Annotated in this window: 8 protein-coding genes; 7 read left to right on the plus strand and 1 reads right to left on the minus strand. The window is 34.6% G+C overall.

Annotated elements, in window-relative coordinates:
- Window positions 1–22: 22 nt before the first annotated feature.
- From C1I91_RS13785 to C1I91_RS13815, 7 genes are all read left to right on the plus strand, one after another.
- Window positions 23–1,063: a LacI family DNA-binding transcriptional regulator gene (locus C1I91_RS13785; protein ID WP_128213410.1), complete on the plus strand. Its 1,041-nt coding sequence runs from the start codon at window positions 23–25 to the stop codon at window positions 1,061–1,063.
- Between the two features lie 589 nt (window positions 1,064–1,652).
- Window positions 1,653–3,614: a glycoside hydrolase family 127 protein gene (locus C1I91_RS13790; protein WP_128213411.1), complete on the plus strand. Its 1,962-nt coding sequence runs from the start codon at window positions 1,653–1,655 to the stop codon at window positions 3,612–3,614.
- Window positions 3,615–3,824: 210 nt separating this feature from the next.
- Window positions 3,825–5,156, plus strand: coding sequence for an ABC transporter substrate-binding protein (locus tag C1I91_RS13795; RefSeq protein WP_128213412.1), 1,332 nt, complete (start codon window positions 3,825–3,827; stop codon window positions 5,154–5,156).
- Window positions 5,157–5,238: 82 nt separating this feature from the next.
- Window positions 5,239–6,138: a carbohydrate ABC transporter permease gene (locus C1I91_RS13800; protein ID WP_128213413.1), complete on the plus strand. Its 900-nt coding sequence runs from the start codon at window positions 5,239–5,241 to the stop codon at window positions 6,136–6,138.
- Window positions 6,131–6,973, plus strand: a complete 843-nt coding sequence (locus tag C1I91_RS13805; protein WP_205694315.1) for a carbohydrate ABC transporter permease — start codon at window positions 6,131–6,133, stop codon at window positions 6,971–6,973. The genes C1I91_RS13800 and C1I91_RS13805 overlap by 8 nt, the downstream gene beginning before the upstream one ends.
- 141 nt (window positions 6,974–7,114) lie before the next feature.
- Window positions 7,115–8,647: an arabinosylfuranosidase ArfA gene (gene arfA, locus C1I91_RS13810; RefSeq protein ID WP_128213414.1), complete on the plus strand. Its 1,533-nt coding sequence runs from the start codon at window positions 7,115–7,117 to the stop codon at window positions 8,645–8,647.
- A 178-nt stretch (window positions 8,648–8,825) separates the two neighbouring features.
- Window positions 8,826–14,837 (plus strand): DUF5695 domain-containing protein, encoded by a 6,012-nt coding sequence (locus C1I91_RS13815; RefSeq protein WP_128213415.1) that lies wholly within the window; start codon window positions 8,826–8,828, stop codon window positions 14,835–14,837.
- Window positions 14,838–14,953: 116 nt separating this feature from the next.
- On the opposite strand, the gene C1I91_RS13820 is transcribed toward C1I91_RS13815, so the two are convergent.
- Window positions 14,954–15,493, minus strand: coding sequence for a hypothetical protein (locus C1I91_RS13820; RefSeq protein WP_128213416.1), 540 nt, complete (start codon window positions 15,491–15,493; stop codon window positions 14,954–14,956).
- Window positions 15,494–15,536 lie beyond the last annotated feature (43 nt).

Genomic DNA, 15,536 nt, shown 5'->3' on the forward strand with positions numbered 1-15,536 from the left:
AAACGTTTAAGTGGGTGGTGTTATGGCAAGTATTAAAGAAATTGCAAAACAAAGCGGAGTTTCTATAGCCACTGTATCTAATGTTATTAATGATAAGCCTGGTGTAGGTGAAGATACAAAGAAAAGGGTGCTAGAAACTATAAAATTATTGGATTACACGCCAAATGTAATTGCTAAAAACTTAAAACAGAAGAATAGTAAAACCATTGGGATAATAACAGAAGACCTAACGGTATTTAATACTGCAGAAATAGTTGATGGAATAAACGAGTACTGTGAGGAACATGATTATCAATTTGTTCTAGGTAACTTAAGATTATATAGAAAATATGATAAAACGTTTTATACGGAAAATAATTATTATTCTAATGTAATAGAAGAATTTAAGATGATGAGATCTAAAAGAGTGGAAGGTATAATCTATGTAGGATGTCATTGCAGAGAAATAATGTGTATCCCAGATAATTTTAAAATTCCCATAGTAACAGCTTATTCATATAGCTCAAATGATGAAATTCCATCTGTTATCTTTGATGATGAGCAAGGGGCTTACGAAATAACTTGTAAACTAATTAACTCTGGTCACAGAAATATAGGGCTTATTTGCGGTCTTGATAAGAGTATGCATACCAATCAAAGGCTTATAGGATACCAAAGAGCGCTATTTGACAATAAAATCTTATACAATCCAAAGCTTGTATATTCAGGAGATTGGGAAAGAAAATCAGGATATGAAGGAAGTAAGAGGCTTTTAGGGTTAGGCGTGACAGCCATTTTCGCCATGAATGATGTAATGGCTGGTGGAGTATATGATTATATCAATGAATTAGAACTAAAAATAGGAAAAGATATAGCTTTAGTAGGCTTCGACAATCAACAAGTAAGTGAAGCGTATACTCCAGCTTTGACCACAGTTGCTTTACCTTTATCTAAAATAGGGAAAAAGTCTGCTGAGGTATTGATTGAAATGATTCAAAACCCTCAAGTCATATTAAGTGATAAAACGTATAAGATTTATTGTGATTTAAAAGAAAGATATTCTATAAATACCATAGAAGTATAGAAGCTATTTTAATTACCAGTGTCATTGTAGCTATTTACCAATATAATCACTTCTACCGTGAATGAATATAAAGGCAATAACATAAACTCACGTTATATGTTATTGCCTTTATATTTATGAATCATTTTAAGAAATTATAAATGAAAATATAAAATATCTTATTTTCATAAAACGTTTAATAAATTTTAAATATGAGCAGGGAAAAGATAATAGAAGAAATAATGAAATAGGGTAAACTAATTTATTCAAATGGTAAAATTTGCATATTCGCTTTATTTGGAAAATAATGTATAAATAATATGTAAGGTATTTAAAGGTTTTCACAATTAAAACAAAGCATTTAGATTAGTATTTAAATATTTCTAACTAAAATCATTGAGGAGAATCAGATTGTTTTTTAATTCTTTAGGAATTTATATTTTAGATAAAGATGTGGATAAGTATGCTTGCATAACTTAAATTTAAACATATGAGAAAGAATAAAAAAGCAAAATTGTATAAATGATTAAACTTTATGATTTTTGTAGCATTTTTATTGGTTTTTACTAAAACGTTTTACTATTCTTGTTTATAGTTAGGAGGAAGCAGAATGAAGACGGCAAGATATGAGAAATTAGAGTCAGTACCTCTTCAGAATATAAATATCAATGATACTTTTTGGAATAGTTATACAAGACTCGTTAAGGAAGTAATAATTCCATATCAGTGGCAGATTCTTAATGATAATGTTGAAGGAGCAGCACCTAGCCATTGTTTAAATAATTTTAGGATTGCAGCAGGAGAAAAGACCGGTGAGTTTGGTGGTGCAGTATTTCAAGATACTGATGTGGCAAAGTGGCTTGAAGCAGTGGCTTATGCCTTATGTGAGGATAGAGATGAAAGCCTAGAGGCTTTAGCTGATTATGTTATTGATCTTATAGCAAAAGCTCAATGTGAAGATGGTTATATAAATACTTACTTTACTATTAAGGAACCAGGACTAAGATGGACCAACTTAACAGAGGGACATGAACTCTATACAGCAGGACATTTGTTAGAAGCTGCTGTGGCATACTATAACGCCACAGGTAAAAGAAAATTCTTAGATAGCATGATAAGATTTGCAGATCTAATTTGTGATACTTTTGGCAAGGAACAGGGAAAGAAGCATGGATATCCTGGTCACCAAGAGATTGAACTGGCCTTAGTTAAACTATATGAGGTAACAAAAGAAAGAAAGTATATAGATACAGCGAAATATTTCTTAGATGAAAGAGGTAACATGCCAAATTACTTCTTAGAAGAAAGAAAAACTAAGCAATATAAATTGATTTTTCAAGAATTCTCAAAGTATGAGCCTATATACTCTCAGTCACATATACCAATCAGACAGCAGCTTACTGCTGAAGGACATGCTGTTAGAGCAACTTATATGTATTGTGCAATGGCTGATATAGCTTATGAATATGAGGATTTAGAACTATTAAAAGTATGTGAAAGCTTATGGAACAATATAGTAGATAAAAGAATGTATATAACAGGCAGCATTGGTTCCTCAGGATACTTAGAAAGGTTTACCACTGATTATGATCTGCCTAATGACAGCAATTATTCTGAAACCTGTGCCTCTATTGGATTAGCTTTATTTGGTTTAAGGATGGCGAAGATTACAAGACAATCAAAGTATATTGATATTGTTGAAAGAGCTTTATACAATACCTTGCTATCTGGTATAGGTCTGAATGGAAAAGAATTCTTTTATGTAAATCCATTAGAAGTGTGGCCTGACAGCTGTTTGCCAGATACTTCAAAAGCGCATGTCAAACCAGTAAGACAAAAGTGGTTTGGAGTTGCTTGCTGCCCACCCAATATAGCGAGGACCTTAGCATCTTTAGGGCAGTATATATATTTGGTAGACAAAGAAACTATTTATGTTAATCTGTTCATTTCAAATAATACAACTTTTAAACTAGAAGACAAATCTGTAAAGCTATCTCTTAAGACAAACTTTCCCAATAATAATAACTTTAAGCTTAATATAAATTCAAATAAAGACAACAAGATTACCTTAGCACTTCGCATACCTGACTATGCTGAAAATTATAAAATCTTAATTAATGGAGAGCCCTTTGCTGCAGGAATAGAAAAAGGATATGCAATGATTGATGGATCTTTTATAGATGACACTTTAGAAGTCAGCTTTGAAGCTCCTGCAAAATTTATTTATGCCAATCCAAAGGTAAGAGCAGATGCTGGGAAAGCAGCTATTATGAAAGGCCCTTTAGTATATTGCTTAGAAGAGGTAGACAATGGAGAAAATCTTTCTGGTATTTTAGTAGACACCTCCATAAAGCCTAAAGAGCATTTTGAGGAAGAATTATTTGGTGGAGTAACTACAGTTATAGCAAAAGGAAAGCGAATATCAGGCAAGAACTGGGATACCCATAGGTTATATTGTGAACATAAACCTAAGTTAGAAGAAATAACTATAAAAGCAATTCCATACTGTTATTGGTGTAATCGTAAACAAGGAGAAATGCTTGTGTGGATTAAAGAGTTATTGAAAGATTAGATCTTTTAAAATGCTATTTTAAAGTTACGTGGTCAGGCTTTAGACACTAAAATCAGCATGAGTTAATATAGTATCTTCTTCATAACCACTTAATTTATAAATTATTTTTAAACATATTTAAAGTTAAAAAATTAATACATGTGCTTTGCTGGAGCTTTCCAGCACACATTTAAATATTAAGCTATATAAAAAAATGAGGGGGAATAATCAATGAAATTCTTAAAACTATTTGTAAAGCTAGCTTTAACTACCACTATTGCTGGTACCATGCTTGTAGGTTGTGGTGGGAGCTCTCAAAAGACAAAGACTGCATCAACTGGTGTAGATGCTTCAGGTACTACTCATATGGAGATGTGGACCTTTGTAGAATTGCATGCTCAATTCTACAAGGAAATGCAAGAACTGTGGAATAAAGAAAATCCAACTAAAAAGCTAGATATCAAATTTACAGTATTGCCTTATGATGATATGCATAATAAGCTGCAAACTTCATTACTTTCTGGAAAAGGTGCACCTGATATGTGTGATGTAGAACTAGGAAAGTTTGCAAATTTCTTAAAAGGAGACCCTCAGATAGTACCACTTAATGATGCAATAGAGCCATATAAGAGTAAGCTAGTGCAAGCTAGATTAGACATATATACAAAGGATGGAAATATTTATGGAGCGCCAACCCACGTTGGAGCTACGGTTGCTTTTTACAATAAAGAACTGCTTGAAAAGGCAGGAATTGATTATACAAAGATTATAACTTGGGATGACTTCAAAGCTGCTGGAGAAAAATACTACAAAGCTACAGGAAAATACCTTGGGACTGCAGATACTGCTGACCTTTGGCAGGTAAATGCGTTACTTGCGCAGCAGGGAAGTGATCTTACTGATGCTAGCGGTAAGCCAAAGGTTAATACTCCAGAAATGGTAAAAGCTTTAACCATGCTAAAGGATCTTCAAAAGAGCAAGGCTATAGCTACTGTTCCAGGAGGGAACCCAGATTCAGAACAAGCCTATGGCGCCTTTAACAAAGGAGACTATGCTTGTGCAATAATGCCAATGTGGCAGATGTCCAGATACACTAGCTATATGAAGGATTTATCAGGTAAGATTGGCATTGCTCCAGTTCCAGTTTTCGAAAAAGGAGAGCCACGTTCAGTTGGTGGTGGCGGAACCGGTACAGTGGTTACAAAGACTGCTAAAAATGTAGATTTGGCTAAAGCTTTTTTAACTTATGCTAAGCTTTCTGATGAAGGAGCTACAAGGATATGGCAAAAACTAGGCTTTGACCCTGTTAATACTGATATATGGTCAAAAAATGATATTACACACGATCCTAACAATACTTATGTTAAGTATTTTGTAAACAATCCTTTTGACGTACTAAATGATATAAAGAATGAAGTTAAGGTTATAAAGGTTAATGCTGCTTATCCTACAATTAATAACACCTTTGCAACTGTTACTTTAAATAATATATTTGAAAGCAACAAAGACATTAAGCAAGAGTTAGATGATGCACAAAAGCAAATAGAAAATGAATTAAAATAAGAAATCCCTTTTGATCTGCAAAAGCTATATTAGGCCATAGCTTTTGCAGTATCTTTATTTAAGATAAGGAGTGAGTTAATACATGGTAAAAAAGTTCTTGTTCAATCAGAAGATTGCACCTTATATATTTGTACTACCTTTTGTATTAGTATTTGTAGTATTTTTCATTTCTCCTATTTTTAATACTGTAGTTATGAGCTTTGAGTCTATACTTCCAGGACAAAGTAAATTTATTGGGATAGATAACTATAAAAGGCTAATTGGTGATGAAGTATTTACTAAGGCGGTTTTAAATAGTATAAAGTACACAATAGCAACTCTGTTATTGCTTATACCTATTCCAATGGTGCTTGCTTGCATTATAAATAGCAAGATCATGGTGGGTAGAGAGATTTTCAAATCAGTGTTCTTTTTACCTGCACTTACTTCTGTAGTAGTAGCTGGTACTATTTTTAGATTAGCCTTTGGTGAACAAGCAAGCTCTTTAATGAATTCCTTTATTGGTCTCTTCGGTTTTGAGCCTATTAAGTGGCTTAAGTCACAAACCTTTGGATTTGTTACCCTGCTTATACTTGCTTGCTGGAGATGGATGGGGGTTAACATACTTTATTTTCTTGCGGGACTTAAAAGTATCCCAGAAGAATTGTATGAATCCGCTGAAATCGATGGTGCCAATGCATGGCAAAGGTTTAAAGCTATAACCATTCCTCAATTAAAGCCAACTACAGTATATGTCTTAACAATATCCATATACGGTGGACTTGCAATGTTTACTGAAAGCTATATGTTATGGGCAGGCAATAACTCACCTCAAAACATAGGGCTTACAATCATCGGATACTTATATAGACAAGGCATAGAAAAGAATGACATGGGGTATGCCTCTGCAGTCGGAATATTATTAGTAACTATAGCAATGGTTATCAACTTAATTCAGTTAAAAATAAATGGAACATTTGCTAGGGAGGATTCACATGAGTAATAATATGAAAAAGTTATCTCTAAAAACTATTACCCTAATATTCTTTACTATAGTAGGACTAATAATATTAATACCCTTTTATGTAATATTCATATCATCCTTCAAGGACGGAGGAGATTTGGTTAGATACGGTGTAAACTTAGCAATTGATTTTAGTAAGATGTCCCTTAAAAACTTTATTTACCTGTTTACTGGAGATCATGCTTACTTTACTTGGTTTTTTAACAGTATGCTGCTTACAATAGTTCAGGTAATTTGTACTTTGTTTGTAAGTGCATTTTGTGCATATGGCTTCGCAGCATATGATTTTAAAGGAAAAAATATTTTATTTATCTGTGTGCTGCTGGTTATGATGGTTCCTTTTGAAATACTTATGCTGCCTTTATATAACCAGATAAATAATATGAATTTATCTGATTCCTATATAGCAATAATCTTTCCAACTGTAGCACATGCCTCTACAATATTTTTCTTTAGACAATATATCTCAGGGATTCCTAAGGCTATTATAAATGCAGGAAGAATAGATGGTGCTTCCGAGTATGGTATATTCTTCAAGCTCATACTTCCTATTATGAAACCTGCCTTTGCAGCCATGGCTATACTCAATACCATGAATAGCTGGAACAATTTCCTATGGCCTTTATTGGTACTGAGAAGCGATACTAAATTCACCTTACCTATGGGGCTAAATACCTTACTAACTCCTTATGGTAATAACTACGATTTATTGATAGTTGGTTCCTTCTTCTCCATATTACCTATATTTATATTGTTTATGAGCTGTCAGAAATTCTTTATTGAAGGAATGACTGCTGGAGCAGTTAAGGGGTAAGAGATACTGAAGGACATTTAGACTTGTTGTTTTGTATTCGCTAAAAATGCTGTTCTAAGGCAGTGTAAGCTTACAATAATAAGAAATGAAAATATAATGTACTTACTTTCACACTATATATCAGAAAGGAAATTAGAAAATATGAGTAAAAGTGCAAAGATGGTTATAGACAAAGATTATAAAATTTCTAGAATAGATAAAAGAATTTATGGCTCTTTCATAGAGCATTTAGGAAGGGCAGTTTATGGGGGAATTTATGATCCAAGCAATAAAACTGCTGATGAACTTGGATTTAGACAAGATGTATTAGAGCTTGTGAAAGAGCTAGAGGTACCTATAATTAAATATCCTGGAGGAAACTTTGTTTCAAATTTCTTTTGGGAAGACAGCGTAGGACCGCTTTCTGAAAGGCCAAGCAGACTAGAATTAGCCTGGAGAAGTCTTGAGAGTAATGAAATCGGATTAAATGAATTTTCTACTTGGTCTAAAAAAGTTAATTCTGACATCATGATGATCGTAAACCTAGGCACTAGAGGAACTAGCTCTGCCTGCAATCTTCTTGAATATTGCAATCATGAAGGTGGGTCAAAGTATAGTGATTTGAGAATAAAACATGGAGTTAAGACTCCACACAAGATAAAGACCTGGGGACTAGGCAATGAAATGGATGGTACTTGGCAGATAGGGCATAAGACACCAGATGAGTATGGAAGATTGGCAGCAGAAACCGCAAGAGCTATGAGACAGATAGATCCTGACATAGAGCTTGTTTCTTGTGGAAGCTCCTTTGCAGCTATGCCAACCTTCCCCGAGTGGGAGGCTTTAACCTTAGATCACACCTATGATTTAGTAGATTTTGTTTCTTTACATCAATATTACGGAAATAGAAACAATGACACAGAAAACTTTCTAGCTATGACAGAGGAAATGGAGCATTTTATAAAGACAGTTACTTCAACCTGTGATTATATAAAAGCTAAAAAGCGCAGTAAAAGGACCATGAACTTAAGCTTTGATGAATGGAATGTTTGGTTTCATTCCAATCAAGATAGCGACAATACCATGAAAAACCGTCCATGGCAGAAAGGACCAGCCTTACTTGAGGATATATACAATTTTGAAGATGCACTTATGGTAGGTTTGATGCTTATAACACTGCTTAAGCACTCTGATAGAGTTAAGATAGCATGTCTTGCTCAATTAGTAAATGTCATAGCTCCAATTATGACAGAGCCAGAGGGGAGAGCTTGGAAACAGACTATTTATTATCCATATCTTCATGCATCTAAATATGGAAGGGGAATAGCTCTTCAGCCAATGCTTTCTTCTCCAAAACATGATACTGCAGACTTCACAGATGTTAAGGATATCGAAGCTATAGCGGTTTATGATGATGAAAAGGAGACAGTTACTATTTTTGCTGTAAACCGTAATCTAAAGGATAATATTAATTTGAACTGTGGCATAAGGAGTTTTGAAGGCTATGAGTTGCTTGAACATATAGTTCTAGAATGTGACGATCTTAAAAAGTCTAATACTGCTAAGCAGGAGACGGTTGTTCCAAAGAAGGTCCAGAGAACTGTTATTGAAGAGGGGGAGGTGAAAACAGTACTAGCAAAAGCTTCTTGGAATGTAATAAGACTAGGAAAAAGTAATTTTATTCGTCTGTCATAAAATTATCTTTTAGTCTAGTATGGATTAACTTTTAATACTTAATATTAATTATAGAGTTCCTAACTCAAATATTAATTTATAAGTCCTAAAAAGTCCTAAAAAGTCCCAATAGACCATGATTTCCTATCAACTGTAAATTAATTTTAGATATAGGAACTCTTTAGAAAAGGAGAGAGTTATGAGAAAAGCTATAAGGATTAAAAAAAATAGGAACTCAAACCTATTGTCTAAATTCTTTGCTGTGTTTATGTCCCTAATCTTTATTATTGGTATTTTCCCTATACAAGCTATCAGGGTATTAGCAGCTACAATGGATAAGGAAGGAACGTCGGAAACTAAAGCAGTGCAAAGCGGTGATACTATAAGTCTAAAGAATAATTATTTTGATGTGCAGGTAGGAAAGTACGGACAGATAAAGTCCTTAAAAATAGTTGGAGATAAATTTCCCACAAACTACGTCATGAATGAAGAAAATAGTCCAGAACAAGTAACCTCAGGCCATGAATGGATGGGAGAGTTGATGTTTCAGACAAAGGTAGGAGATGGTGCTTCCTGGGTAGTGGCTAAAACCAATTCCTCCGACTCCGCTAGAAAAGTCACCTTAGATGGTAACAAAGTAGTGGTAACCTATGAAAATGCTAAAGAGGCAAACGGCATTAAGAACTTTAAGCTTGTTGAAACCTATTCACTGGTGAATGATAAGTTACGTTGGGAGATTAAGCTGGTAAATACCAATGATAAAAAGCTTACCATAGGAGATTTAGGTGTACCTTTAGCCTTTAATGAAAAATGGCCAGGAGGAGAAGAAATCTATGAAACTCGAACTGTATACCATAGCTTTGTAGGTAAAGACTCTTCTTATGTATATGCTACAAGACCTAGCGGCATCGGTCAGTTTCTATTATTAACGCCTGATACCTCCACCGGTGCTGGTTTCGAGTATCAGGATCACTGGAGGACTGATGAACGAAGTAAAGATGAAGCTGCTTGGTGTCAAGATCAAGCTGGCTGGGCCAATGGACTTAATGTATTTTATATTCACTCCGCTGTAATAAAAGCTACTAATAGAGGATATTTGGACAATACTTCCTTAGTTTTGGCTCCCGGTGAAGAAAAGACCTATGCTTTTAATTTTTCAGCACCTCAAAATGAAGATAATATGAAAAAAATCCTTTATGATGAAGGGCTTATTGATGCAGTTTCAGTGCCAGGCATGACTTTTTCAGTAAATATGCCAGGAAAATTGTATCTTCATACAAAAGTTCCAAAGGAAAATATAAGCTTCGATATAAAAGGGCCAAATGAATTAAATCTTTTCAAAGACAAACCTAAAACCATATCTAACAATCTACCAAGCAAAAAAACTCCGGAAAACACTTATGTAAAATACAATAGTACAAAAGTTATAAATGATGAAAGCTATCTGATTTATGATATTGCTTTTGCAGACCTAGGACAAAACAATGTAACCATAAAGTATTATGATAAAGCTGATACTAACAAGGAAAAGCAAAAACAAACTGTATTGCAGTTTTATATGATGGACTCTGTCACTGATGCTTTAGGGCTGCATTCAAACTTTATGGTGGATAAAACTCAATACAATTCACCTGGGCAGGTCTATGATAAGGTTTTCGATGATTGGATGATGGATACAAAGTCAAAGAGAAACAAGTTCGATGGCTATTGGGGCTGGGGAGATGACTGGGGACTTACTCACGGAGAGTTCCTTGCAGAGAAAAATGTGTATCAGCCAGTGGTTAAAGAAATAAAAGCTTTGGATGAATATCTGAATACAGCTATTTGGAATGGACTTATGAGAGAGCATCACGAGGACTACAAAGTCCATGATTTTCTAATGGCTGAGCCAAATACTACACCAACTTATAGAGGTTATGCTTATCCTCATATCTATAACACCTATTTTTCAATGTATAAAATAGCAGATAAATATCCTGAACTTATACCATATAAAGAGAAGGCTTCAACTTATCTTTTGAGAGCTTACAATATAATAAAGGCACTTTATGGAGACGGAGTTTCTTACAACTGGGAGACAGGACTTATGGGAGAGCTTACGACTCCAGCTATTATTGAGGCTCTAGAAAAAGAAGGATATTATAATGAAGCAAAAAACCTTAAGGATATTATGGCAAAAAAGTATGCAAACTTTAAAAATACAAAATATCCATATGGTTCAGAATATTCTTATGACAATACAGGTGAAGAGGCAGTTTACACCCTTGCAAAATTAAATAATGCTGTTGATACTGCTAATTCAAACTCAATAATGGAGAAGATAGACGAAAAAACAAGAGCTTGTCGTGGTCTTCAGCCTGTTTGGTATCACTATGCTAATCCAACAACCATATGCGGAGAAAACTGGTGGAACTTTCAGTACTCAGCTTCCTTAGCAGGCTACACTATGGATGATTGGTTAAGACTTCAAAACAATGGCAAGAGCAGTGAGGAAAGTGCTGCAGCAGAAAGAGTAAACTACGCTGCAAAGCTTGCAAATCTTACCGCTATTAACTCAGGACAGATTGATGCGGATCCACAAAACATAGGTACAGTAGCATGGACTTATCAATCAGAAAAAGGCAACTTAGGAGGGCAAGGAGTAGGAGATGGCAATCTTCATAATGGCTGGAGGCAGATGTCAGGAGAGGCTGACTTAGGACTGTTTGGAGCACTGCAAATTCTTTCATCAGATGTAGCTACAGACCCTGTTTTTGGGCTTTTCGGCTATGGCTGTAATGTAAAAGATAACGGCAATGCTTATGAAGTAACACCTTTAGATGGATTGTATACAAAATTAAACTTTATAAACCAGAAGTTATATATAGAGCTTGATAGAGATCAGTACACAAAGGCAGTAGTAAATAAAGACAGCTCAAACATTATTTTAAATATGAAAAATCTTACTAAAACCTCTCATCAATCGGAATTAGAACTTACAGGTCTAAAAAAAGGTTCTTATGAAGTATCGGTGGATGGAAAGACACAAGGAAGCTTCCAAGCACTTGATAATAAAAAGATTAATGTTCCTGTGCAGTTAGCAGCTACCGACAGTGCTGTTATAACTATAAAAGCAGGCTCAGCTTTAAAAAATACAGCACCTACTGTAGAGGCAGGCAAAGACCTTCAAGCATATATATCTGATGGTTTTAAGCTACAGGGCACAGCAGTTGATGATGGTTATCCTTCCATGAACCTGACTTATAAATGGTCAGTAGTAACCCAACCTGATGGTGCTAAGGTTACCATAGCCAATGATGATAAGCTAATAACTGATGTTAAGGTAGATAAAACTGGAGATTATAAGTTTAAACTAACCGTAAGTGATGGAGCTCTAGAAAGTAGTGACACCATGTCAGTTAAGGTTTTAGAAGCCCCAGTAGTACCAAAGAATTTAGCCCATTATAGCTTTGACAATATTGATAGCACCAATAAGCTCGTATTAGATGATACAACAGCTAAAAATAATGCTACTATAGTAGGTAATACTGCCTTTGCAGCAGGAAAGACTGGCAATGGAGTGTTGATGAATGGTAAAAACACAGGATATGTAAAGCTTACCAATGCCCTAACTAAGAATGTAAAGGACTTTACTATAGATTTGGATGTAAAGCTTAATGATATTCAAGGGCAAAACTCTAGAATATTGGAATTTGGAGATATGAACAACAAGTATTTTTACTTATCTGTAATAAATGGAAAAGAGCTTTCTCTTACCGCAACTGATAGTAATACAGGTAAGAATAATACAATAAATACTGGTGTTGTTATAGAAAAAGGTTATTGGAAAAATGTTGGTATAACCTTGACCAACAATACAGCAACCCTTTATGTAGATGGAATAAAGAAGGCTTCACTGAATAACTTTAACTTTACCTTAAGCTCACTTGGAGAAGTTCAGAGAAATTATTTAGGTAGGTCCTATGATGAGAATACACCTTTCTTCAATGGGGTAATAGATAACTTTGATATGAAGTCCTTTGCTATGAGCCCAGAGGATATAAAAACTACCTATGGTAATAACGGAAGCCTGACTATTGTCTCCGCTCCAGCAAGCAGTTTTGTTACTGAAGTAGGAAAGCCAGTGGAGCTTCCAAAGACCATAAAAGCCTTGTACTCTGATGGTGTTTACTATGATGTACCTGTAAAGTGGGATGCTGTAGCAAGTGATGCCTACTCAAAAGCTGGAAACTTTAAGGTCTCTGGTAAGATTGATGGACTTCAAGCACCTGTCACTGAAACAATCATTGTAGTAAGCGGAAAAGCCGCTAATTTAGCTTTATCAGCTACACCTTCAGCCATCATAAATACACCAGAGGATTTGGGCGGAGTTGCTGCACTTAATGACAATTACGATCCAACAAGCTCTAAGGATACCAGTCATGGAGCATGGCACAATTGGCATGGGGATCAGACAGCTAAAGCTTGGGTTCAATATAATTGGGATAATGAAGTTATTCTTACAGGCATGGATGCTTATTATTTCACTGATGGAAACTTTGTACCTGCCTCAGTTGAAGTTCAGTATTTAGATCAAAATAACGCTTGGCTACCAGTAAATAATGCAAAAGGTCTAGGAGTAGATTTGAATAAATACAACAAAACCACCTTTGATCCGATAGTGACTAAGGGAATACGTATGATAATGACACCTAAGACCCTAGGCTGTGGGGTAATAGAGTGGAAGGTTTATGGCTATTCCGATAAGGTGATAATAGATAAGCAAGCTTTAAAAGTTTCTATTTCACAAGCAAGTAATCTAAAAGAGGCGTTATTTTCTAAAGATAGCTGGGCAGCACTGCAGACAGTATTAAAAGAAGCTTCTACTGTGCTTAATGATGCAAAAGCTACACAAGATACTGTAGATACAATAACTTCTAGATTGAACAATGCCATTGCCTCTTTATTACCTCTAGATAATAATATAGCCTTTAATGCCTCAGCTTCTACTAGTTTCTGTTCTTCTTGGGAAACTATAACTGCTGTTAATGACAATATAGTTTCTGCTACCTCAAAAGGTGATGATGTAAAGCACTATGGTACCTGGGGAAATTCTTCAACAGAAGAATCTGTAACCTACAGTTGGACTGCTCCAATGGATATAACCAGTACAAAATTGTATCTATTCAACGATGGCGGAGGAATACTATCCCCTAAGTCTTACAAATATGAATATCTAGCTGCAGACGGAAAGTGGCTGCCAGTAAACAATGCTAAAGGCTACGGTTTAGAGCTGGATAAATATAATGAAACAACCTTTGACAAGCTAACAACAACTGGCTTTAGAATAACTATGGTAAAAAGTGGTGATGGAGTAGGAATAATCGAGTGGAAGGTACTAGGTGAAAAAAATAAAACTATTGTAGACAAAACTGCTCTTCAAAATGTCATAAACACAGCCCTAACCAAGATAAAAGCAGATTACACTGAAGCTAGCTGGAATAACTTTGCTATAGCTTTAGATTCAGCACAGAAGGTTTTAAAAGATAGCAATGCAACTAATGAAACTGTAAATCAAACTAAGACTACCTTAGAAAGTGCTATAAAGGCTTTAGCTTTGGCACCTGTAATTCCTAAGGTTGATAAATCAAAGCTGCAAGCCTTAATAAATAAAGTAGCGCAAACCCAAAGCACAGACTATACAAAAGAAAGCTGGAACTCTCTACAAGCTGAACTAGCTAAAGCTAATAATATAATTTCAGATCCAAAAGCTCAGCAACAAGCGATAGATAACGAAGCTTCAGCTTTACAAAAAGCCATGGACGGTTTAGTTAAGAATAGTAGCTCTAACGGATCAAATACCAATAATGGAGGAAATTCTAACAACAATAATAATGGTGGCACCAATGGCAATACTGGAAATAATGGATCCAATAGCGGCAATAGTTCCAATGGAAGTGGTAATTCAAGTAATAATTCTGGCAATGTCAACAACAATAGCAATAATAATAACTCAAACGGTACTACAGTGAATAATGCTTCTTCTAACGGTAGTAGCACAAAGGGACAGACTTCGAATACAGTAAATAGTACTGGCACCAATACTGCAGCTGCTATGCCTAAAACTGGTTCGCCTATAGGAACTATAGTATTAATTGTAGTAGGAGCAGCTATGCTTTTAGCTGGAGCAGGTTTATTGAAGTTTAGAAGTATAAGGAAAAAATTAGAGTAATAAATATAAATCAATGAGTTTAAGTTAATGAAAAAAACGCTGAAGTAAGTTTCAGCGTTTTTATTTGTGTTACTTTAAATAAGAATATTATAAAGACTTTTACTAAGTGCAATATTTTAATATAGATCAACCACTTCTTTTAATATTTGTATGTTTTTATCCATCTCTCCCCATACCTCTAATCTGTGTCCAGCTCCATCAATTTGCTTCAAATAAATGTTTTCTTTTAAACAATGATCTTTAAGAATATCTATGCTTAAGTGTTTATCTTTTGTACCTGCAACTACTGTTATAATGTCTTTTTCGTGTTGAATATAAGGTAAGGTTTCTTCTACCGGTGTTAAATATATATGCCTTACTTTAATACATAATTTTTCCTCAACCCACCCAGCAACTACTGTTCCTAAACTTTTAGAAACAAACACTATATCATCGTACTTGGATAAATCAAGTTGTTGTAGTTGTATTAGAGTCAAATTCTTTATATCTTCTATACATTCGTCAATTAAAATATCTTGCTTAAGTAAGTCCCCATAACTAATGGCTAATTTTGCATATCCCCGAACTTCAAATTTAAAACCTGCGTAATACAATAATGGACAATCTGTGCTATATTTAGCTCCTGGAAATAGCACAACTATTTTTTTATTCTCCATTCTAGTTCTCCTTAAAATTATTTTATTAATATGATTATATATA

The organism is Clostridium manihotivorum, assembly GCF_004015185.1.
GTDB classification, from domain to species: domain Bacteria; phylum Bacillota; class Clostridia; order Clostridiales; family Clostridiaceae; genus Clostridium_AR; species Clostridium_AR manihotivorum.